Source organism: Chitinophaga sp. YIM B06452 (assembly GCF_039655965.1).
GTDB lineage: Bacteria > Bacteroidota > Bacteroidia > Chitinophagales > Chitinophagaceae > Chitinophaga.
The window spans coordinates 620573-641337 of the sequence record NZ_JAWLKY010000002.1 but is presented as its reverse complement, the minus strand read 5'-3'; the positions used below and the strand labels follow the sequence as shown (position 1 = coordinate 641337).

Here is a 20765-nt window from a genome sequence, read left to right as displayed (position 1 = left end):
AAATGCAACCATCATCCCAACCCGGCGTCTTTAATATGACTTTATACCCTGACAATTTGGAACATCCGCCTGTAACTAATCAAATCGTGGTACGCTGCCGCAAGGGCGACGTAAGGGCGTACCGTGAGCTGTACGAGGCGTATTCCAAAGCGATGTTCAACATCTGCCTGAGAATGACAGGGCATTCCGCCGATGCTGAAGACGTGTTGCAGGAAGCGTTTGTACAGGTATTCAAAAACCTGGACAAGCTGGCGACAGACAGCAGTCTTACCGCCTGGATCAAAAGGATCGTGGTGAACCACTGCCTCAGCTATCTCCGTAAAAAGAAAGTGTATTTCGAGGAAGTAGGGGAGGCGGAGTTTGAAGAAGAAGAACGGGTAGACGAATCGGAGCACACCATGACGGTGGCCGCGGTAAAAGAAGCCATCAGCCAGCTGCCTGACGGTTACCGGACGGTGCTCAACCTTTACCTGTTCGAAGAGTATTCGCACCGCGAGATCGCAGCGCTGCTGGGCATATCGGAATCTACCGTCAAAACCCAGTACATGCGGGCAAAAGAAAGGGTCAGGCAATTGGTGAAAATAAAAACGAGAGAAGTATGAAACTGGAAGATTTCATTCAGCAACACAGAGGTGAATTTGAAGAAGAAGGGCCGGGCCGGGGAGTATGGGCTGCGCTGGAAAAGGAGCTGCCGGTAAAGCAGGAGGCCAGGGTGATATCCATGATGGCCCGCCACTGGTGGAAAGCTGCCATCCTGGTTGCACTTGTGGCAAATGCGGCCATCCTCCTCACTTTCCTGCAAACTAAAAAGGAAGCCACCGTCGTTGTGATCCCGGAAATGCAGGAGATGGAACAGTTTTATACCACCCGCATAGAGCAGAAACTCAACGAGCTGAAACAGATCCCATCCGCCGAGCTCGGGCTGGACAGTACCACCCGCAGGGAACTTGAACTTCGCAACGAAACATATATGATGCTCGAAAAAGAACTGGCCGGCAACCCTGGCAACGAACGCATCCGCGCCGCCATGATTCGCTATTACCAGATGAAGCTGGAACTGCTGGACAGGATCCTCGGCGAGCATAATAAACTCAACGAAGACGCTAACAATGACTCCACACTTTTAAATAAGAAAGATGTTCTCTAAATCTACATTATTACTCTTATTGCTTTGCCCGCTCCTGGCCTTTGCCGCCAAGGGCGATGAAGAACATAAGCTGCGCATCACCAAATCGTTCAACGTAAGAAGCAGTTCGAAAGTGATCGTCCAGAATAAATATGGCAAGATCGTGGTCAACATCTGGAACCGCAACGAATGCAAGGCCGATATCGAGATCGTGGGATTCGGCGCAAACGAGGATCAGGCGCGCAGGATGGCCGAAATGGTTGAAATAAAGGCCAGCGACAACGGAGATGCGGTGAAAATGGAAACTACCTACAACGCCAGCGGGGCGGGCAAGTGGTTCAACTTCGGCAAAAAAGATTCCCGCGATTATGTGAACGTGAACTATAACCTCTATGTGCCTGCCAATATCGCCTTTCTTGTACTGGATAATAATTTTGGCGATGTGCTGGCCCGCGATCTGCCCATGACAAGCCGCGTGCAGGTAAATTACGGTTTCGTGGACATCAGCGAAGCGGGGAAAAAATTGTCCGTGCACCTCAATTATACAGACAAATGCCGCATCGGCAAAGCGCAGGACCTGGAAGTGCACGCCAATTATTCCAACGTACGCGTGGGCAACGCCGGCAACGTGGTGCTGCATTCCAATAACGGCAACTGTCAGTTTGGGATGGCCGGGGAAACGAAGATCAATTCCAATTACGACGACATAAAATTCCAGGGCGTCAAATCCCTGGAGCTGAGCGCGAATTACACGGATTTCAAGGCTGATCAGCTGAACGGCTCCACCAGCATCAGCGCCAACTACAGCGATATTTCCCTGCGCAGGATCGCTCCCGAATTCAAAAGCATCAGGATAAGCGTGAATTATACCGATGTGAAGCTGGGCCTGAGCAACAACAGCGCTTTCCGCGTAAAGGCCGTGATGAAGAACGGCGACCTCAAAACAGGGGATTTTGACTGGAAGAATGTAAACCAGATACGCAACAACGAGAACCTCTCCTTTTCCGCCATAACTGCCAACGGATCGGACGCTTCCTCTGTCATTGTTATAGAAGGAAAGTACAGCGACGTGAAGTTGGGAGGAGATTAACCACAAACGCTTCTTTTAAATTCGACAACATGAAGAAAATTGCAACCTTCCTATTTGCTGCCCTCATTGCTGCTTCCGGCGCCCTGCACGCCCAGGAAAAGATCAGCGGCAACGGCAAACTCAAGAAAGAAACACGCCCGGTAAAAGGTGCTTTCAGCGAGATATCTTCCTCCGGCAAATACAAGCTGCTGCTGAAACAGGGCAACACCCATTCCATCGAGATAGAAGCAGATGAAAACATCCTGCCGTACCTCGAAACGGAGATCGAAGACAACGAACTGAAATTGCAATCCAAAAAAGGGTATAACGTGAGCCCCAGTCAACCTATCACCGTTTGGATCACCCTTGCCAGCCTGAAGGAAATGAACGTCAGCGGCCAGGCTGAGATAACCTCGGAAGGCGCTATTAAAGGCAGCAGCCTTGAAGCGAACTTTAGCGGCAAGGTAGACGCGAAGCTGAACCTGGATTACGACAAACTGGAAGTGTCCATGTCCGGCTCCGGCAAAATGAAACTCAACGGCCGTGCGAATGCTGCGGAAGTGAACATATCCGGTTCCGGCGAATTGGATGCGCCTGAAATGCAGTCGCAGAAAATGGAACTGGCTATTTCCGGCAGCGGCAACGCCAGCGTGAACGTATCTGAGAAACTGGAAGTGGCCATTTCCGGCAGCGGCAATGTAAAATACCGGGGAAATCCCACCAGCGTAGAGCAGGCTGTTTCCGGCAAGGGTAAAGTGAGCAAAGAAAACTAGGCGGCTTTCCGTATCTTAGCATACAAAAATATGCCGCTTATGAGAAAAGATATTCTGTTGATCCTTGGGCTTGCAGGCAGCCTGCAGGCCTTTGCACAGGAGCATCCCGTTGCGATTAACGCACCTGCGAACGAAGTAAAAGTTATCAGGAACAACACGGCCACCGACATAAAAGACCAGGGAAACACCGGCACATGCTGGTGTTTCGCTACTACATCCCTTATCGAAAGCGAGTGTATCAAGAAAGGCGGAGAGAAGCCCGATATCTCGGAAATGTTCACCGTCCGCAACGTATACCTGATCAAAGCCCGCAACTATGTAATGCGCCAGGGCGATGCGAAATTCGGCGAAGGCGGTCTTGGCCACGATGTGCTGATCGCCGCTGAAAGATACGGCCTCATGCCGGAATCTGCCTACAACGGCCTGGCAGCCGGGCAAACGAAGCCGGACCACGGCAAGATGGCAGACACGCTGAAGAAATTCCTGGACACCATGTTGCGTAAAAGGCCCATCCCCGTTAACTGGGAGCAGCAGTACGCCGCGCTGATGGACGAATACATGGGAGGCGCACCACCCGCCACATTCGAATTCCACGGCCGTACTTACACCCCGCAGCAGTATGCAAAAGAAGTGGTGAAATTCAACCCGGCTGATTATGTGAACCTGACATCGTTCACCCATCATCCTTTTTACAGCAAGTTTGTCCTGGAGATCCCGGATAACCACGCCAATGGCGGCTTTTACAACGTAACGCTGGAAGAGCTGATCGGCGCCACCAAAAACGCCGTACAGAAGGGATATACCGTGATGTGGGATGCAGACGTGAGTAACCGCGGTTTCGTTACTTCCAGCGGTTATGCGTTCTCCCCGCAGGCAGACAGCCTGTTCAACCGCAGGAAACCCAACCCCGACCTCGCGGAAGTAAATGCCACACAGGCTTACCGCCAGGAGCTGTTCGAAAAGCTGGTAACGCAGGACGATCACCTGATGCACATCACCGGCCTCGGCAAAAGCCCTGCGGGAAAATCTTTCTTTATCGTGAAAAATTCATGGGGCGTTCAATCATCGCCCTTTGGAGGATATGTGTACGTGTCGGAACCGTATTTCGCGGTGAACACGATCAATGTTATTGTCCCGAAAGCAGCGCTGGACAAAGATCTGTTGAAGAAGCTGCAACTCAATTAAGGTTTAAGAGAAATAGATTTGAACGGCGGCAGGAAGATTTCTGCCGCCGTTTCTTTTATGGCTGAAAAGGGGCATAGGCGGTATTATTTTGACGGGAGCCGTTTGATCAGCAGGTCTATAACGCGCACGTCCAGCGCGTCTGCCAGCTGCCCCGCGGTGCGGAGCGTGATGTTGATATCTCCTTTTTCCATGCGGGAGATGTCTGCATTGTCAACATTGCAGCGGGAGGACAGTTCCCGTTGGCTGTATCCTTTCTCCCGCCTGATATGCCGGAGATTGTCACCGAAAATGGATAATATTTCAGATTCTTGTGAAGCCATTGTTTGATGCTTTGCTCTGCCGGCAAATTGGATTTTTTAGCTGACTTAAGTGTTGGGTTAAAACCCTGCATGTGAAAATAGTTACACAGGCAAGTTGGCGTTTTTTGTTGAGTTAAACATTGGGCCGCAACCCTTCACCGGTATAGGTTCTGTGAAACGCTTTACGGCAGCTGGTTTCGGAAGATGCATCCATCAAAGGCTGTATAATATATTTTTAACTGTGCAGTATTTCAAATCCTGAAATATTCTCAAGCGGGCCGTCGGTAATTTCGAGTTCCGATACAGTGGCGCCGGAAGGACCGATGCGGCACCAGCTGATAAATTCATTCATGGCATGCTGCGGACCTTCCGCAACGATCCATACATGGCCGTCCGGCAGGTTTTTGACAGCGCCGGTGAGGCCGAGCCTGACGGCGACCGACCGTGCTGTTGCCCTGAAGTAAACGCCCTGTACTTTGCCTTTCACTATAATTTCTTTATGGATCATTTGTCTTAATAATTGATGTTGGGTAATAGATATAACAATGAATTTTAGCTGCGGTTTTACCCGGCGGAGATGCAACGCTGCAATTGCCCGATATCAGAGGCAAAAGCCGTTGCGCCGCCGGGGTAAAAGATGAAAAAGCTGGACGGACCATTGTCCGCCTCCTGCACTTCGTGCACCTGGATGTATAATGACGGATGAAAGTAAAAATATTCCACCACGGCGGGGGAGATGCTGCGCCGCTGTTGTTCCAGCTGGAAACCGGCCCCGGTAAGCCAGGAGAATACGGTTTGCGCTGTTGAGGGCTGCATTTGCCCGTTCTTATATGCTGGTGTGATCATGACCCATTCCATGTTTTTAAATTTACTGGGGAGTAATGCATTTGCCGGTGGGCCCTAGCCCAACAGGCGTATTTTTTTGATCAATGGATCCAGCGGGCGTTTCCTGATGCCACCAATTGCTGCCACTGGTTTCCTGCAAGGATGTTCCCGGCAATTGATTGCTGCCTGTAGGTTTCCTGCAAGGCTACTCCCTGTCTATTGATCATCAGATGCCCGCAAACATCAGGCCCTGGCAAAGGTTGCCCACTGCCATGGTCTGTGCTGCCTCCCGGGGGGAGTGCGGGCAAGGTTAAGATCGTTGTGCTCAATTCATTGATCTGCTTTTTACGGCGAAGCCACGACGTTTGAGACGAAGCCATAAAACGCGCAGATGCGATGAACCGGCAAGGCATAAGTTCCCCGGCACTAACAGCTGCCTGTTATGCGCCGGCGGTTCCAGCCCTGGTTGAATGCAAATACAAGGGTGAATCGGATGGGTCGTAAGTAGGAAAAGAGGGGTCGGGAGATCAACGCCCGACCCGGTGAGATATGATACTGACTCTTAAAGATAATGTATGTGTGTCCTTAAGCTGCATGGTTAAACAATGGGCGCCTGGCCGGTGTGTCCTTTCCAAACATAAATTCTTTCACCGTTTCATATTTGCCGCCGCCAACCGGTTTCCTCAACAGGCTGAAACTCTGGCAATGAAAACTGCGCACGAACATCTTATTGGCCAGGTAAGGCGCCAGCTGGTTGAACTGCTGCTGGCTCACGGAGCGCGCCAGCGTGATATGCGGTTTGTAGGATCCGGCCTTCAGCTCGAAGGCATCCAGGATCCTGCGGTGCAGTTCTTCCACAGGGCGGGGGTTAGCCACGTTCACATAGAACATATGCTTCGTTTCTCCCTGCCTGCAATGATCAATACGGGAAGTGTACACCGTGAAAGCCGATTGGTCCATCACCAGGGCATCCAGCATCTGCATGAACTCCGGCTCATAACGGGCCGGGAACTCCGACCGGAAAAGCGCTATATGCGCCTGTGAAAACGCACCCGGGAAAGGGCCCAGTTCCTCCGCGATCAGGTGCTTGTACATGCTCACATCCTGCACCGTTTGCGCGTCAGGTTGCAATACCAGCATGTAATCATATAATACGTCCTGTTCCATGTCAATTATGATTAAGCAATCATCAATTTGAAACAATCACTATCATTTACAGCATCGTGATAGTGATCCCCTCTTTTCACAGTACAAATATACAAACTAAATCGGTAAATACTAAAATTATTAGCAAAAATACTAAAAAAAATGGCCGGCAGGTTTTGCCCGCCAGCCGCCACTGCTATATTCCGGCAGTTTATAAGCTCTTGATGATCGCCGTGAAGTCCGCAGCCACCAGCGACGCGCCGCCGATCAGCCCGCCATCCACATCCGCGCTTGCAAACAGCTCGCCCGCATTGGAGGGTTTCGCGCTGCCGCCATACAGGATAGTAATGCCCAGCGCCGCTTCACGCCCGAATTTTTCGGCAATGCGCGAACGGATGAATGCATGCATATCCTGCGCCTGCTGCGCGCTGGCCGTTAAACCCGTGCCAATGGCCCAGATCGGCTCGTACGCGATCACGATATTCTTCAATGCAGCGGCATCCAGGTGGTAAAGACTTTCTTCCAGCTGCTTCGCTACAAATTCGTTCTGTGTTTCCGCCTTCCGGATCTCCAGAGGCTCGCCGCAGCAGAAGATCGGCTTCAAGCCGTTGGCCAGGGCCTGGTCTATCTTCTTGGCCAGCTGTGCATTGGTTTCGGAAAAGTATTCCCTGCGCTCGGAGTGCCCGAGGATCACATAGTCCACACCCACGGAAGCCAGCATCTCAGCTGAAACCTCGCCGGTATAGGCGCCGGATTTTTCGCTGGCGCAGTTCTGCGCGGCCAGGTAAATGCCGGGGTAATTGCGGATGATCTGTTTTACCCGCGCCAGGTAAGGAAAAGGAGGGGCAATCACCACTTCCTGGCCTTCTGCCAATTTGATGCCGGCGGCAACGATGTCGTTCACCAGCTGTTCGCCCGCGGCCAGTGTAAGGTTCATCTTCCAGTTACCGGCTACAATCTTTTTTCTCATAGACGTTTACTTGCTTTTGATAAGAGGCGCGAAAAATACGCATTTATCCCTGAAATATATGGGTAAGTATTTGCCGGTCCTGCTCACTGAGCGATGCGCCCTTCAGCTGCATCCACGAATCGGCGTCCCGCAGGGCTTCTTCGAGCCGGTACCTGTCTGCAAGCCCGGCGCCTCCCCAGCTGAATGAAGGCAGGGATTTGGGCGGAAAATTGCTGCCAAACACGTTGCAGCTCACACCCACCACGGTGCCGGTGTTGAACATCGTATTGATGCCGCAGCGGCTGTAGTCGCCCATGATCACGCCGCATTTTATCCCGGCAGACCAGGTTTCCTGTTTGGCTTCCATCCATACGCGCACTTCGCGGGCATTGTTCTTCAGGTTGGAACAGCTGGTATTGGCCCCCAGGTTGCACCATTCGCCGATCACCGCATCGCCCAGGTAGCCGTCGTGCGCTTTGTTGGAATGGTCGAAGAGAACGGAGTTCTTGATCTCCCCGCCGGCCACGCAGCGGTGGCCGATGGAAGTGGCGCCGTAGACGCGCGCGCCCATCTTCAGCACGGCATGTTCGCCCATACCGAAGGGCCCGCGGATGAGGCAGCCTTCCATCACTTCGGCGTTTTTGCCGATGTAAATAGGCCCTGTGGAAGCGTTCAGCACGCTGTGTTCCACTTTGGCGCCGGGTTCCAGGAAGATCTGCGCGTGATTCTCGACGCGGTTGGTCTGGGAAATGGGCGCGCTTTTACGCCCTTTGGTGAGCAGCGCAAAATCTTCACGGAGCGCCGCATCGTTGTATTGTGCGATATGCCAGGGCTGGTCTATGCGGATAATGTCTCCTTCAAAATCGATCCGGCTGGCGGTGGGAACGAAGAAATCGTCGCCGCTCACAGATTTGGCGAGCAGGCGGCCGTTCTTGTACAGTTCCTGGCCGGGCTGCAGTTTCCCGATCTCTTCCACGATGGCGGCGGAGGGGAGGAGGTGCCCGTTCAGCAGGATGGTAATGGCATTTTTAGGCGCTTTTATCAGGGGGAATTTATCCTGGAGGTAATCCATGGTAAAATAGCTGATAGGGCTCGTTCCCAGCCATTTTTCCCATTTCTCCCGGATGCTCAGGAGACCGATGCGGCATGCGGCAACCGGGCGGGTGTGCGTGAAGGGAAAGAGCTGGTCGCGTTCAGGCGTGTCAAACAGGATGTAGTGCGGGTTCATAGCGGGCTAAAATAAAGAAATCCCGCCGATATAAAACCGGCGGGATTGTTAAAATATGAAAGGACGCCTTATTTCGCGTCTTTTTTGTAACGTTTGTTGAACTTGTCGATACGGCCTGCGGTATCTACCAGTACGTTCTTACCTGTATAGAACGGGTGAGAGGTATTGGAGATCTCAAGCTTGATCAACGGATACTCGTTGCCATCTTCCCATTTCACGGTTTCGCGGGAAGGAGTAGTGGAACGGCTCAGAAAGCTATGCCCGTTAGACATATCTTTAAACACTACGAATCTATAATTTTCCGGATGGATTCCCTGTTTCATATCAAAAAGTTAAATACAGAGCGCAAAGGTAGGAGATTATTTTAAATAAGCCAAGAAATTTTTAGCTCTTCATATTCACGTACTGCAGGGGAATGCCCAGGTTCGCTTCGCGGCATTTTTGTATAACTTCCTGTAAATCATCTATTTTTTTACCGGTAACCCGTACAATATCGTCCATGATGGCCGCCTGCACCTTCAATCCCGCGTCTTTGATCAGCTTCACGATCTTCTTCGCATCTTCCTGCTTAATGCCGTTCCGCACGGGAATTTCTTTCTTAACCACTTTGCCGCTCTGGTAATGCTCTTTGCTGAGATCGTAAATAGAAGCATCGAGCCCCTGCCGCATGGTACGGCTGATCAGCACCTCTGTCACCTGGTCCAGCTTCATTTCTGTTTCCACTTCCAGCTTCAGCTGCAGTTCTTTTTTGTCCAGCTCAATGCTCACGTGCGACCCTTTAAAGTCGTAACGGGTGGTGATTTCCTTTTTGACGGTGTTGATGGCGTTGTCGAGGGTTTGGAGGTCTACTTTGCTCACGATGTCGAAAGACGGCATAAACGGGCTTTTTAATGATGAATAAACGAGGGGCAAATATAATAAAAAACCGCTACCGGTAAGGCAGCGGCTTTTTTAGTAGAATGGCGGGCGTAAATGGTAACATGGGCAAAAGAGCCAACAGTTTACTTGTTGTCGGTAGACTGTATGTTCAACTCGTTTTTGCTTCCACGTATAGAAACGTTATCGTTCTTGAGATATTGCTCGTATTTCTTTAGTATGTCTTCCGGCTGTTTCTTGCCGTTGATGTAAAGGTCGTTGCCCTTCTTTTCAACGTTGTAGCTGGAATTGCGGTCTATCAGCTTATCGGCTTCGAGCCCGTTCAGCAGCTGGCGGTAGCCCTCGGTGGCGGCTTCCGCCTTCAGGCGTTCTTTTTCTGCTCTGCGGATATGTTCCTCCGTTTCTTTCTGCTGCCTTTCCTGCAGCCGCCTGGTCCTTTCCTCATTTTCCTGCTGAATGGCACGGGTGCGGGCTACATTGTCCTCGTGTATGCGCCTGGTCCTTTCTTCATTTTCCTGCTGGATGGCGCGGGTGCGGGCTACATTTTCCTGGTGTATGCGTTCGTTCCGTTCCTGGATGGCGCGGGTACGGGCGATATTTTCTTCCTGTATGCGTCTTGTCCTTTCTTCGTTTTCCTGCTGGATAGCGCGGTTACGGGCTAAGTTGTTTTCGTGTATCTCGCGGTTGCGCTGTTCGATCCTTGTGTGCCTCTCCTTTGCGCGGGCCATGGCTTCATCATGCCTGCGGCGTGCGTCGCGGGTGATGGTGGTATCGGATTCGTAATTGAAATTATAGTTGAAATTGCCGTTCTTTTTCTGCTCTTCGATCGCCTTCTTCACGTCGTTCTCTATCTTTTTCCAGTCGATCTTGTCCAGGGATTTTTTAATGTCCATGTTCAGCTTCTCCCAATCGTGGTTTTTCATCTTGTCCTTCATCTCATCGCTGATCTTATCCCACTGTATCTCTTTGAGCTGTTTGGCGATATCGGTGTTCATTTTGTTCCAGTCGATGTTCTTCATGCTCTCGGCCATCTGCTTGTTGACCTTGTCCCAATCGGCTTTCGATAAGCTGGCTTTGATCTGCGCGTTCATCTGGTCCCAGTTGATCTTGCTAACCGCGTCCTGCGCGCTTTTCATGGCTTTGGCGAGATCATCCTGGTTCATTTTGAAGTTGTCGAAATTGAACTGCATGTTTTGCCGGGCCTGCTGCATGTTGAAGAAACTTTCTTCCATGCGTTTGCGGTCTGCTGCGGGCATTTCATCGATGCTGCTATATTCTTTTTTGTTCCCTTTATCATCTACGATGATGATCTTTTTGCCGGGAGCAAGCGTATCGGAATAGAAATAGCCGTACCCGTTATAACCTTTGGCGCCGTAACTGGTCCAGTCGGGGGGAGTGGGGGGCGCAGGCGGCAGCGGTGCAGCGGCTGGGTAAGGCGCCGGTACTGCTGCGGGTGAAGGATATGCCGGTGGCGCGGGCGGCAGAGGCGCTGCTGCCGGGAAAGGAAGCGGCGTGGTTGCAGGCGGCGCAGGCGGAATGGGAGGCACATCGGCCACTGTTACATCCACAGGCGGCGGTGCAACGGGCGGTGCAGGCGGCGCGGGTGTGATACCCGGTGCGATGGGCGCTTTCGGCGGGATCGTATCTGAAAAAACGGAACGTTCTTTTTCTTTTTTCTCGTTCTTCCTTGCCGGGTTCAGCCAGGCAATGGAAACGAGGCCGGTAAGGATGATCAGCAGTGCAAGGAACCGTTGGCTATAATTGAGATTTTTCGTTTTCATTTCCATGATGCGTTTAATGCGATGAAGTAAGTGATGTTTATCATGCGCAGCCGCCATGGCCATCGGGTTAGCGGTGATCCGGTACTCCTCAAGCGCCACGAGGGCTCTGGCATAATGCATGGGCTGAACGGTACCTGCGATCACCAGGTCGTCACAGCAATGTTCCCTTTCCAGGCGGATGTTCCGGGATATCCACCATACAAATGGGTTAAAGAACAGGATGGTTTCAACAATGGATTGGAAGATATTGAGAAGATAATCATTACGCCTGATGTGTGCGAGCTCGTGCAGCAGGATGGCTTCCAGCTGTTCAGGGCTCAGGTTGTTCACCATAGCTGCGGGCAGTAGTATCACAGGTTTCAGGAACCCGATCATCACCGGCACCTGCAGGGTTTCGGAAATGAACAACTGTACTTTTTTCGTGATGCCCATCCGTTTGCCCAACTCTTTCAGATGATGCTCCCAGGCCGTTCCCATGGGCGTTACGCCCTGCCTGCGCATTTGGCGCAGCTGCGAAAGGTCCAGGCAGAGTTTGATGGTCATGACCGTAACCCCGATGATGTAAATGCTTACCAGGAAAGGAAAGTAGCTTTCCATACCGGGAAACATCATCTGGAATCCGTTGCTTTTTACCGGTGCCTGCTGCATGGCATGCGTTATCACGGCAGGGTCCAGCTGCAGCGTAATGGCTTGCTGCGCCTGTGCTTCCCGCAGGGCAGACAGCTGTGCGAACAGCGTGGCCATAAACCAGCCGCTGATGCCGGCCAGGCTCAGGAACGAAAGGTGGTATTTGATGGCGGCGCTTGCCTGTGGCCAGAGCCGCAGCACAATACGCAGGCATGCGAATACGAAAAAGGCCTGCCAGAAGGAGTGCAGCAGCGTCCAGCCGAATGCACGAATCAGATCTTGGGTAAAAGGAAGCAACGAAGTCATGGCAAAATGTTTATTTCTGCTTTTTTTCCATTTCGTTCAGGTACTGGCGGATCATATCCAGCTCCTCGGGGGAGGAACGGTGATGACCCAAGGCCTGCATCACCAGCTGTGAAGCAGAGCCTTTAAAAACGGTATCTATCATTTTGTTCAGCAACTGCCGTTGAGTAAGCTCACGGTCTACCGCCGCCTCGTAAATATGCGTCCTGGCGCTGGCGTCCCGTGTCACCAATCCTTTCTCGTGCATGATCTGCATCAGCTTCAGGGTAGTGGTATAACCCGCTTCCTTCTGCTGCTCCAGTATCTCATGTATTTCCCTGACCGTACTGGCGCCTCTTTCCCAAAGAATGGCCAATATCTCCAGTTCACTTTCCGTCGGCTTGATGGGCTTGTTCATGTTCGTTCTTATTGTAATGATCTCTTTATACGAATATCTTCGTAAACGAATGTACGACACTTTTCGTAATAACAAAACTTGTCCCCTTATTTTTGGATAAGTGGTATTTCCGGAGGAGGAGTGGAAGCCTTCCGGGCCGCTTCTCTCAATTGCCTTGTGGTTTGCCTGCTGCCGTCGGGGCTCCAGCCGGGAGGGCCGAACAGGTAATGCCATGCATCGCGCCGGGAACGGGCCTTGCGAAGGTCTTTTGCGATGGAGGCCCATTCGTGTGTGGCTATTTTCAGCGGGTTGTAAGTATGAATATTAGCAGTAAGCCCATACACGGGTCTTTCTTCTTCCTGCTGGAAGGTGCCAAACAGGCGGTCCCAGATGATCAGCACGCCGGCATGGTTCTTATCCAGGTATTTAAGGTCGGAGGAATGGTGAACGCGGTGATGGGAGGGGGTATTGAGCACAAATTCCAGCGGGCGCGGCAGCCTGTTGATGGTCTCGGTATGGATCCAGAACTGGTAAATGAGGCTGATGGCCTGCATGGTCATGACCATGGCGGGATGAAAACCAATAAGCGGCATCCAGCACCAGAACAGGAAAGTGCCGGTAAGGTTGCCCGTCCAGGTCTGGCGGAGGGCGGTGGAAAGGTTGTAACGCCGGCTTGAATGGTGAATGACATGGCTGGCCCAGTAGAAGCGGATGTTGTGGCTGAACCGGTGGAACCAGTAGTAAGTGATATCGTCCGCAAAAAAACAAAGCGTCCATACCCACCAAAGGCTGGCGTCGAGGGTGAAGAGGCGGAACCGGTAAACGAAGTCGTAAACGAGGTAGATGACGCCTTTGATGAAAAGGCCGATGAATACGTTGCCAAGGCCCATGGCGATGCTGCTTGCGGCGTCTTTAGTTTCGTAGAGGTTACGGTGGTCCCAGGCGGAGAAGATCACTTCGGCAAGCAGCAGCAGCACAAAACCAGGTATAGCTAAATGTATCGGGTCCATTGGCGACGGATTACGAATGGAGGTGATATTCCTTTTGCCAAAAGTTACTGAATATCTGCGGAATTCAGGCGACATTTTCCTAAAAAACCGGCCCCGCATCCGCAATCCGTACAGAGGTTAAAAGAAACTGCCCCACGGTTGAAGGTGAGGCAGCATCATATGCATGGTTCGTCAGTATTTTAAAACCTCCCTGCCTTGATCGTAAAGTGCGCAGCGGGGCCGCTCAGCTTAGAATCGGTAATGCCGGCGGTGTTGGAACCGCTCACGAACCGGTACGATCCGCCGATGGCCAGGCGCAGGTAGGAGGTGATATTCATTTCAAAATTCGCGTGCGGCTCGCCCACGAAAAAGCCGCTGTTGTCAAAGTTCTCGCTTTCATCCCCCGCTTTGAAACGTTCGTTCTTCATTACGCCGCCGCCGCCGATCAGCGCGCCTACAGCCACGTGGAAGAGCTTGTTGGAGTTGATGGTATACTCAGGCACAAAGCCGGTGTACCACATGTTCCAGTAAAGGGTCGGGTCTGCCGCGTTGATGCTGGGCGCTTTGATGTTGTTCACCAGGGCATATGCGCCGGCGCCCAGCATCATCCTGCTGTTAAGCATTACGCCGGCATAACCGCCCATCAGTACGCCCAGTTGATCATCGAACGTGGTGAACTTGATGGTAGGCGCGCCGAAACCGCCCACACGGATCTTCGTTTTCCCGCGACCCGCCAGGCTCTCGATGGGCGCGTCCTGCGCAAAACCGGCGTGGGAAAGCAGTACGGCTGCGGTAATGAAAAATAATGTCTTCAGTTTCATAATTCAAACGTGTTTAAGGATTGTTGCGGGAATGCTTATTTATGCATCACGCGTTCTTTGAACTGCACGGCGGATGTGCCGAACCAGCCAAGCACCTTCGCATTGCTGGCAGTATTTACATTTTTCAGGTTCGTGGGCACGTTCTCCAGTATCTTGGCAAACAGTCCGCCGTTGCTCAGCTGCTCGTCTACCATGTCGAGGAAAGTGTGGCTGGGCTTGGTCACGGAGGCCAGGCGCACGATCACTTTTTCATTTTCCAGGAAAGGTTTGTCCTCACGGGTGATGGCTTCGCTGAGCGGGTAAATGAACACGGAGCCGTCCGCCACGTCTGCCTCGAAAGAGCCGTCTATCGGGAAAGCGTCTGCCTCCCGGTGGTCTGTGCTGTTGCGGTAGCTGCGCACCCAGTAATAATCGGTAGCGCCTGCAAGGTCCCTGCCGTGCCAGCGTGCATAAAATCCTTCTTTGCCGCTGGCAGCCTCTTCCTCGGTCTTGAACTCGTAGGTGATGGAATCTATCATGGGCACGCGTTTGAGCGTGTCTATGGCTTCAAAGGTGGATTCTTTCAGCTCCACGCGCAGCTTGTACACATGGCTTACTACGCCTATGGTTGCGCCCGCGCCGGGATCGTAGCTGTATTTACCGTTGGAGAAAGTGAAGGGGTACACCTGCCCGCTGGTCATGTCGGTGAGCGTTACCACGGCGTCGCTTACAATAGGGGCGGGCGCCTGGTTGGTGTACGGCATGCTTTGGGTGATGCGTATATCCTGCCGGCCCGGGCTGTTCGTGATCCACGCGTCTACTACGGTAAAGGTTTTGCCTTCGGGTACTTCCACGTCTATAACGTCTTCGCAGGCGGTGAATGCCGCGGCGGCGAATATAATGGCGAGTGTGTTGATGATCTTTTGCATATGATCGGGTGCTTTTGCGAATAATTAGAATTTAAAATTGTAGGTGATGCCGGGGATGATGGAGCCAATGATGGACAGCCGTACGGCTTCTTTCTTGGACGCATCGTCCGGGTTCTGGCGGAAGTACACAGTGTAGGCATTCCTGCGGGCATACACGTTGTACAGTGAAAACACCCATTCGCCTTTCCAGCGTTTCAGTTGCTTGCCTTTCCAGGTTACTGAGAGGTCAAGGCGGTGGAAGGGTTTCAGGCGGTAGTTGTTCCTTTTTTCAGTGGTGTTGTAAGGAATGTCCCAATCCTGGAACTCAAGGCGCGCGTCTGCAAAAGTGGCGGGCGTGCCGGAGGCGAACACCCAGTTGCCGCTGAGGCTGAGGCGTTTGGTGAATTCGTGGCTCACTACCACGTTCAGGTTATGTGTGCGGTCGTAGCGGTTGATGAACCATTCGTTGAGGCTCAGCCCGGGCGTTTTGCGCTCGGAACGGCTGAGGGTGTAGCTCACCCAGCCTGTGGTGTTGCCGATGTCCTTTTTCGCGTACAGCTCCAGGCCGTAGGCGCGGCCTTTGGAGGCCAGCAGGTCGCCTTCGATGAACTCATTCAGGTCAAGTTTGGCATTGTCTATATAATCCAGCTGGTCCTGCATGCTTTTGTAAAACACTTCCGCGGATATTTCAAATTTGTCGCCGGGCGCGTTGTAAAAATACCCTGCCGTCACCTGGTCTGTCACCTGCGGTTTCACGTTGTTGGACACGGGCGTCCAGATGTCTACCGGGGTAGGGGAAGCGGTGTTGCTCAGCTGGTGCATGTATTGCGCGCTGCGGCTGTAGGCCACTTTCACGGCGGAGGTGCTGTTGATGCCGTACCGGGCAGAAAGGCGCGGTTCGAAGTTGTAATAATCGGCGATGGTCTTGCCGCTTTCAAACTCTTTCGTGCCAAGGAAACGCTTTCGGGTACCGGCCACAGTGTCTGCATAATAATAAGCGGTGCCTTTGCCGCGGTACTGGAAACCGGAGTAACGCACGCCATATTGTATGCCGAACTTGTCGCCGAGTTTCAGCTCATGATCCAGGTACACTGCGCCTTCGATGGAATTTTTGTCTTTGAGCGTGATTTGTGTCTGGTGATCGTCTTCCTGCGAAGTGCCGGTACCGGGCTTAAATGTATAATAGGTGCCCTGTACGCCGAAATGCAGGGTGTTGCTGGCGTTGATGTAATAGGTGAACGCGGGCTTAACGCCGTAGTTGATGATGTTGGAGGTCCATTTGAACCGCTGCCTCACGGGCTCGCCTTCTTCGGTTTTGAACTCCAGGCTGTAATCGTATTTCGTGTAATAAGTGGTCAGGTTGAGGAAGAGGCGGTTGTTGAAGATGTGGTTCCAGCGGATAGACGCTGTGTTGTTGCCCCAGTTCATATTGGCCTCGTTGCCGAACCCGAACACGTCGCGGCCTAAATAGGTGCTTACGAACAGGTTGTTGTTCTTGTTCAGGTTGAAGTTGACCTTAGCGGTGAGGTCGTAGAAATACAGCTTGGTGTCTTTCATATCGCCTTTCAGGAAAGGTTTCATGAGCACGTCCATATAGGAACGGCGGGCGGCTACGATGAAAGAGGATTTATCTTTCTGCAGCGGCCCTTCCACGGCAAGTCGGCTGAAGATATTACCGATGCCGCCGGTAAGGCCGAATTTCTGGTTGTTGCCGTCCTTCATCCTGATGTCCAGCACGGAAGCGGTTCTGCCGCCATATTCCGCGGGGAAGCCGCCTTTGATAAGATTGATATTCTTCACCGCATCCGGGTTGAATACGGAAAAGAAACCGAGCATGTGGGTGGAGTTGTATACGGGCGCCTCGTCGAGCAGGATGAGGTTTTCGTCGCCGTTACCGCCGCGTACGTTGAAGCTGGCCGCGCCTTCACCCACGGTATTTACCCCGGGCAGGGTCTGGATAGCTTTCAGGACGTCCACTTCGCCCATGAAGGTGGGCAATTTCTTTATCTCGGCAATATCCAGCTTGTTTAAGCTGGTATTGAGGGTGTTAATGTTTTTTTCCTGCTGTTTGCTGGTGATCACCACTTCGTTCAGCTGCCGGTCCGACTGGGCCAGCTTGATGTCGTGCCGTTTGTTGGAAGTGAGGTCTACCGTGAGTTTCTGGGCGGTATATCCCATGTAGGAAAACTGTATCTCATGTGTTCCGGCAGGCAGGGTCAGCGAATAGAAGCCGTATTCGTTGGTTACGGTGCCTACGGAAGTACCGGGCTTGCCGATGGAGATCCCGATAAGGGATTCGCCGGACTGTGCGTCTTTCACGTAGCCGCTGATGGTAAAACGTTGCTGTTGTGCCGATGAACTGAATGCTGTCAGCATGAACAAGCAAAAGGGCATAAGCCAGTTTGCGATCCTTTTCATTTGGTTTTCAGGTTTTTATATGTTAAATGGAGGAAAAAGGGAAGGCGGTTCCGTCATTTTCCGAGAGTATGACGTGTAAAAGGGAAGTTACCCCTACGGGAAATAAATAATTCACGGAATCATGTTGCAGGGGTTAACTGACAAACGTCATGTTTTTTCCGGTAAATTGCTTGCAATTTTAATTAGTCCAGCAGGGAACACTGGTAACCGAGGCTGCATACGAAGGAGATCACATGTTCTTCTTCCAGTTGCTGGCATACTACGCGTAAGACCTTGTCGCAATCTTCCAGGTCCAGCGTGCAGGCGGTAACAGCAAAACGGCCGGTCACCGCGTCTATTACCTTGATTTTATCCTGCTGGGTAGAGATGTTTGTTTTGAAGATTCCGATCATGTGCCTAATTTGAATAATTTCACACAAAATTCGGACCCGCGCGGCAAACCTGCTTATACCAAACGGATTATTATTTATACTTAACGGATTATTATGCCTGTAACAATTACCAATGAGAACCGGGAGATCCTCTTCCACGACGATACGGTGTATCCGGCGGAAATGTTCATGAAACCGGAGCTGGTAGAGCAAACCCACCGTTTGGAGTTTAAGTTCGGGAAGGCGGAAATGAAGGAGTTTCACTTCGACGGGTTTATGATGGGCTTTGGCAGCGCCGTTGTAAACCAGCGCCTGCACGTGGAAAGCAGCGAAGAGTTGCAGCGTGTAGGCATGCATTTTATGATACGCGGCGAAGTAACATCTCATATCAAAGGCGCGGTAAATAACCTGGTCACTTCCAGCCACCAGCACAATATCGTTTACAGTCCTGAGGCCGAAGAAACCATCCAGGTGGAGCAGCACCCGGACCTGCAGATGTTCGGGCTGGGTTTCGTAAAGGAGAAGTTCGTGCAGCTGGCCGCCAACAATGGCCCTGTGCTGGACCGCTACGCGGAGAACGTGGCAAATAACAGGCCCGTATTCCTCACCCGCGGCTACCACATTACGCCCCGCATGATGCAGGTGATAGAAGAAGTGCAGCACTGCCATTTCACCGGCGGGCTGAAAAAACTGTTCCTGCAATCCAAAGCCATTGAGCTGCTGGCATTGCAATGCGAGCAAATAGAAACGGAGTCAAAGCGCGGCGCTGAGAATCATAAAATATCAAGGACGGACGAGGAAAGGATATACCATGCCCGCGACCTGCTGCTAAGCTATTCGCAGGAGCCGCCATCGCTTTCAGAACTGGCGCGCAAATCAGGATTGAACGAATTCAAGTTGAAAACCGGTTTTAAAAAGGTATTCAACAACACGGTGTTCGGCTACCTCAACGATTACCGGCTGGAGCAGGGGAAGGAAATGATGCGGGAAGGGGAATTGTCTTTCACCGAGATCGCCGATACGCTGGGATATTCGTCGTTACAGCATTTCAGCAATGCATTCAGGAAAAAGTACGGCATGAGCCCGAGGGAAGTGAAGAAATGGATGTGATAATATTTGTCAAAAAATAAAAGGCGGCTGTATCTCCAATGGTACAGCCGCTTTTGTTTTATTAAAACTTTCCTGCGTTCAATTTCGAAAACTCTTCAAAACTAACCGGTTCTTTCCCGGTAATATCTTTCACCGCGGTAGTTACCACCGCATTGGCGCCGCTTCTTACGGAAGCCATCAGCACGGCGAGATATTGGGCCACACTGTCAGGCGCGCCCTGGGCTTTCATGCCGCTCAGCAGGTCCGCTTCCGAAATGGGCAGGTAGGTAATGTTCCTGCCGGAGTGTGTTGTAATGATGTCTGCCACCTGGTAATGGTCGATAGCGCCGGGACCGGTGAGTGTGAGTTCCTGGTCGGGCAGGGTATCGTTCAGCAGCAATTCCGCGGCCACCGCTGCAATGTCTGCCGTGGAAACCATGTTATACGCCGCATTGTCTGCCGCGAGAATGATCTGGTTGCTTGCCTTGACGGTGCCGCTGAACGGGCCTTCCGTAAAATTCTCCATGAAAAAGTTAGCCCGCAGGATGCCGTTGGGAATGCCGGACTTTTGCACGTACAGTTCCACCTGGCGCAGCGGCGCGCTGTCGTGGTTTTCCACGCCCAGGGCGGAAAGGAATACGATCTTTTTTACACCTGCTTTTTTCGCTTCATCCACGAAAGGAAAAAGTTTGGCCGCTGCCGCGGCATCAAGGGGGAGGGCGGAAAGGAAAACCTTGTTTACACCCGCCAGCGCCGGCGCAAAGGTAGACGCTTCTTCCTGCACAAGGCGTACCGGGGCTACATTCGGAGCAGGGGATTGGAATTTCTCAGGCGTACGGGTAGCGGCCTTTACCTGCACGTTTTTCCCGGCCAGCAGTTTTACCAGTTCTTTACCGGCAAGGCCGGTAGCGCCTAATACTAATACGGTGTCTGACATTGTGTGTTGATTTAAATTGTTATAAAAAATATTACAGTTTTGGATAAAAAAAATTAAAAGTATTTGCGGGTGAATTCTTCCAGGGTGATGCCGTGCAATTGTTTATAGACTGCATTGTCAATACCGGTGAACAGGTTATTCAGCGCCTCGTTGATCAGCTTGCCCACGCTGCATTCCGGGTTAGGAGTGTTGGGGGCGTAGCTGAAAATATGTTCTTCTTTCACCAGGTTGAACACCTCGGACATCCGGATGTCTTTTGTAGACCTGGCCAGCCTGTTACCGCCGTTCTTGCCCTCCTTGCTTTCCACCAGCCCCGCTTCGCGCAGCATGCTCAGTTCTTTCCGCACCAGGGCCGCATTGCTGTTCAGCGAACTGGCAATGAAGTCTGATGTAAGCCACTCGCCGGGATAGCTGGCAAGCAGGGAAAGGATATGAATACTGATGGCGAATTTGCTTTTGATCAATTCTGTAATTTTTTTGATTACAGTACAAAGGTAAGGGGAAGAATGATCTCTTCCAAATATTTTTGGGGAAGGGGTGTCACATTCTTTACGGCATCCATACGGTTTGAACGCTTTTACCCCGTATTGTGAACGCTTTTACTATACGGCATCCATATGTAATTCATACCGTTAACCTGCCATTGGCTAAGGGTTCCGGCAAAGAAAAAGCCGGCTGGGATCATCCTCA

The 20765-nt window shown here is 51.9% G+C and carries 23 protein-coding genes; 6 read left to right on the top strand and 17 right to left on the bottom strand.

From position 1 onward, the window contains the following. Positions 1–86: 86 nt before the first annotated feature. The 5 genes from R3I13_RS12350 to R3I13_RS12330 are packed head-to-tail and all read left to right on the top strand — an operon-like array spanning position 87 to position 4153. Complete coding sequence (locus tag R3I13_RS12350) at positions 87–602, top strand: sigma-70 family RNA polymerase sigma factor (protein WP_346318264.1); 516 nt, start codon at positions 87–89, stop codon at positions 600–602. Next, positions 599–1147 (top strand): hypothetical protein, encoded by a 549-nt coding sequence (locus R3I13_RS12345; protein ID WP_346318263.1) that lies wholly within the window; start codon positions 599–601, stop codon positions 1145–1147. The genes R3I13_RS12350 and R3I13_RS12345 overlap by 4 nt, the downstream gene beginning before the upstream one ends. Beyond that, on the top strand, positions 1137–2216 hold the full coding sequence (locus tag R3I13_RS12340) for a hypothetical protein (RefSeq protein ID WP_346318262.1): 1080 nt from the start codon (positions 1137–1139) through the stop codon (positions 2214–2216). Before R3I13_RS12345 ends, R3I13_RS12340 begins: the two co-directional genes overlap by 11 nt. Positions 2217–2245: 29 nt before the next feature. Then, on the top strand, positions 2246–2968 hold the full coding sequence (locus tag R3I13_RS12335) for a head GIN domain-containing protein (protein ID WP_346318261.1): 723 nt from the start codon (positions 2246–2248) through the stop codon (positions 2966–2968). 39 nt (positions 2969–3007) lie between these two features. Further along, on the top strand, positions 3008–4153 hold the full coding sequence (locus R3I13_RS12330) for a C1 family peptidase (protein ID WP_346318260.1): 1146 nt from the start codon (positions 3008–3010) through the stop codon (positions 4151–4153). Between the two features lie 83 nt (positions 4154–4236). Here R3I13_RS12330 and R3I13_RS12325 read toward each other — a convergent pair whose 3' ends face one another. The 15 genes from R3I13_RS12325 to R3I13_RS12255 all read right to left on the bottom strand — a co-directional run bounded on the left by R3I13_RS12325 (position 4237) and on the right by R3I13_RS12255 (position 18070). Next, complete coding sequence (locus R3I13_RS12325) at positions 4237–4473, bottom strand: helix-turn-helix transcriptional regulator (RefSeq protein WP_346318259.1); 237 nt, start codon at positions 4471–4473, stop codon at positions 4237–4239. A gap of 214 nt (positions 4474–4687) precedes the next feature. Beyond that, the gene (locus R3I13_RS12320; RefSeq protein WP_346318258.1) at positions 4688–4960 is read right to left on the bottom strand and encodes an acylphosphatase; all 273 of its coding nucleotides are present in this window, start codon (positions 4958–4960) and stop codon (positions 4688–4690) included. A 56-nt stretch (positions 4961–5016) separates the two neighbouring features. After that, positions 5017–5298 carry a hypothetical protein gene (locus R3I13_RS12315; protein WP_346318257.1) on the bottom strand — a complete coding sequence of 94 codons (282 nt, stop codon included), beginning with the start codon at positions 5296–5298 and terminating at the stop codon, positions 5017–5019. Between the two features lie 564 nt (positions 5299–5862). Then, positions 5863–6444 (bottom strand): 2'-5' RNA ligase family protein, encoded by a 582-nt coding sequence (locus tag R3I13_RS12310; RefSeq protein ID WP_346318256.1) that lies wholly within the window; start codon positions 6442–6444, stop codon positions 5863–5865. Between the two features lie 190 nt (positions 6445–6634). Then, the gene (gene tpiA, locus R3I13_RS12305) at positions 6635–7393 is read right to left on the bottom strand and encodes a triose-phosphate isomerase (protein ID WP_346318255.1); all 759 of its coding nucleotides are present in this window, start codon (positions 7391–7393) and stop codon (positions 6635–6637) included. A 43-nt stretch (positions 7394–7436) separates the two neighbouring features. Then, positions 7437–8600 (bottom strand): putative sugar nucleotidyl transferase, encoded by a 1164-nt coding sequence (locus R3I13_RS12300; RefSeq protein ID WP_346318254.1) that lies wholly within the window; start codon positions 8598–8600, stop codon positions 7437–7439. Between the two features lie 68 nt (positions 8601–8668). After that, positions 8669–8923 carry a type B 50S ribosomal protein L31 gene (locus tag R3I13_RS12295; RefSeq protein ID WP_209143709.1) on the bottom strand — a complete coding sequence of 85 codons (255 nt, stop codon included), beginning with the start codon at positions 8921–8923 and terminating at the stop codon, positions 8669–8671. Between the two features lie 61 nt (positions 8924–8984). Continuing rightward, complete coding sequence (locus tag R3I13_RS12290; protein ID WP_346318253.1) at positions 8985–9476, bottom strand: YajQ family cyclic di-GMP-binding protein; 492 nt, start codon at positions 9474–9476, stop codon at positions 8985–8987. A gap of 125 nt (positions 9477–9601) precedes the next feature. Next, positions 9602–12190, bottom strand: coding sequence for a M56 family metallopeptidase (locus tag R3I13_RS12285; protein ID WP_346318252.1), 2589 nt, complete (start codon positions 12188–12190; stop codon positions 9602–9604). Positions 12191–12200: 10 nt separating this feature from the next. Then, complete coding sequence (locus R3I13_RS12280; protein ID WP_346318251.1) at positions 12201–12584, bottom strand: BlaI/MecI/CopY family transcriptional regulator; 384 nt, start codon at positions 12582–12584, stop codon at positions 12201–12203. Between the two features lie 86 nt (positions 12585–12670). After that, positions 12671–13573, bottom strand: a complete 903-nt coding sequence (locus R3I13_RS12275; RefSeq protein WP_346318250.1) for a sterol desaturase family protein — start codon at positions 13571–13573, stop codon at positions 12671–12673. A gap of 179 nt (positions 13574–13752) precedes the next feature. Further along, positions 13753–14373, bottom strand: a complete 621-nt coding sequence (locus tag R3I13_RS12270) for a hypothetical protein (RefSeq protein WP_346318249.1) — start codon at positions 14371–14373, stop codon at positions 13753–13755. 35 nt (positions 14374–14408) lie between these two features. After that, positions 14409–15281, bottom strand: coding sequence for a DUF4249 domain-containing protein (locus R3I13_RS12265; RefSeq protein WP_346318248.1), 873 nt, complete (start codon positions 15279–15281; stop codon positions 14409–14411). Between the two features lie 24 nt (positions 15282–15305). Then, positions 15306–17678: a TonB-dependent receptor gene (locus R3I13_RS12260; RefSeq protein ID WP_346318247.1), complete on the bottom strand. Its 2373-nt coding sequence runs from the start codon at positions 17676–17678 to the stop codon at positions 15306–15308. A gap of 182 nt (positions 17679–17860) precedes the next feature. Next, positions 17861–18070, bottom strand: coding sequence for a hypothetical protein (locus tag R3I13_RS12255; RefSeq protein ID WP_346318246.1), 210 nt, complete (start codon positions 18068–18070; stop codon positions 17861–17863). A gap of 93 nt (positions 18071–18163) precedes the next feature. On the opposite strand from R3I13_RS12255, the gene R3I13_RS12250 reads away from it, so the two are divergent. Next, positions 18164–19159, top strand: coding sequence for an AraC family transcriptional regulator (locus R3I13_RS12250; RefSeq protein WP_346318245.1), 996 nt, complete (start codon positions 18164–18166; stop codon positions 19157–19159). Between the two features lie 61 nt (positions 19160–19220). Here the strand turns inward: R3I13_RS12250 and R3I13_RS12245 are convergent, their stop codons facing one another. Beyond that, positions 19221–20075: an NmrA family NAD(P)-binding protein gene (locus R3I13_RS12245; RefSeq protein WP_346318244.1), complete on the bottom strand. Its 855-nt coding sequence runs from the start codon at positions 20073–20075 to the stop codon at positions 19221–19223. Between the two features lie 53 nt (positions 20076–20128). Further along, positions 20129–20539: an Rrf2 family transcriptional regulator gene (locus R3I13_RS12240; protein WP_346318243.1), complete on the bottom strand. Its 411-nt coding sequence runs from the start codon at positions 20537–20539 to the stop codon at positions 20129–20131. Positions 20540–20765: the final 226 nt, after the last annotated feature.

Bases quoted from the DNA above. Each gene is read 5' to 3' on its own strand.
- R3I13_RS12345 (WP_346318263.1), top strand. From the start codon at position 599: ATGAAACTGGAAGATTTCATTCAGCAACACAGAGGTGAATTTGAAGAA.
- R3I13_RS12340 (WP_346318262.1), top strand. From the start codon at position 1,137: ATGTTCTCTAAATCTACATTATTACTCTTATTGCTTTGCCCGCTCCTG.
- R3I13_RS12335 (WP_346318261.1), top strand. From the start codon at position 2,246: ATGAAGAAAATTGCAACCTTCCTATTTGCTGCCCTCATTGCTGCTTCC.
- R3I13_RS12330 (WP_346318260.1), top strand. From the start codon at position 3,008: ATGAGAAAAGATATTCTGTTGATCCTTGGGCTTGCAGGCAGCCTGCAG.
- R3I13_RS12325 (WP_346318259.1), bottom strand. From the start codon at position 4,473: ATGGCTTCACAAGAATCTGAAATATTATCCATTTTCGGTGACAATCTC.
- R3I13_RS12320 (WP_346318258.1), bottom strand. From the start codon at position 4,960: ATGATCCATAAAGAAATTATAGTGAAAGGCAAAGTACAGGGCGTTTAC.
- R3I13_RS12315 (WP_346318257.1), bottom strand. From the start codon at position 5,298: ATGATCACACCAGCATATAAGAACGGGCAAATGCAGCCCTCAACAGCG.
- R3I13_RS12310 (WP_346318256.1), bottom strand. From the start codon at position 6,444: ATGGAACAGGACGTATTATATGATTACATGCTGGTATTGCAACCTGAC.
- tpiA (WP_346318255.1), bottom strand. From the start codon at position 7,393: ATGAGAAAAAAGATTGTAGCCGGTAACTGGAAGATGAACCTTACACTG.
- R3I13_RS12300 (WP_346318254.1), bottom strand. From the start codon at position 8,600: ATGAACCCGCACTACATCCTGTTTGACACGCCTGAACGCGACCAGCTC.
- R3I13_RS12295 (WP_209143709.1), bottom strand. From the start codon at position 8,923: ATGAAACAGGGAATCCATCCGGAAAATTATAGATTCGTAGTGTTTAAA.
- R3I13_RS12290 (WP_346318253.1), bottom strand. From the start codon at position 9,476: ATGCCGTCTTTCGACATCGTGAGCAAAGTAGACCTCCAAACCCTCGAC.
- R3I13_RS12285 (WP_346318252.1), bottom strand. From the start codon at position 12,190: ATGACTTCGTTGCTTCCTTTTACCCAAGATCTGATTCGTGCATTCGGC.
- R3I13_RS12280 (WP_346318251.1), bottom strand. From the start codon at position 12,584: ATGAACAAGCCCATCAAGCCGACGGAAAGTGAACTGGAGATATTGGCC.
- R3I13_RS12275 (WP_346318250.1), bottom strand. From the start codon at position 13,573: ATGGACCCGATACATTTAGCTATACCTGGTTTTGTGCTGCTGCTGCTT.
- R3I13_RS12270 (WP_346318249.1), bottom strand. From the start codon at position 14,373: ATGAAACTGAAGACATTATTTTTCATTACCGCAGCCGTACTGCTTTCC.
- R3I13_RS12265 (WP_346318248.1), bottom strand. From the start codon at position 15,281: ATGCAAAAGATCATCAACACACTCGCCATTATATTCGCCGCCGCGGCA.
- R3I13_RS12260 (WP_346318247.1), bottom strand. From the start codon at position 17,678: ATGAAAAGGATCGCAAACTGGCTTATGCCCTTTTGCTTGTTCATGCTG.
- R3I13_RS12255 (WP_346318246.1), bottom strand. From the start codon at position 18,070: ATGATCGGAATCTTCAAAACAAACATCTCTACCCAGCAGGATAAAATC.
- R3I13_RS12250 (WP_346318245.1), top strand. From the start codon at position 18,164: ATGCCTGTAACAATTACCAATGAGAACCGGGAGATCCTCTTCCACGAC.
- R3I13_RS12245 (WP_346318244.1), bottom strand. From the start codon at position 20,075: ATGTCAGACACCGTATTAGTATTAGGCGCTACCGGCCTTGCCGGTAAA.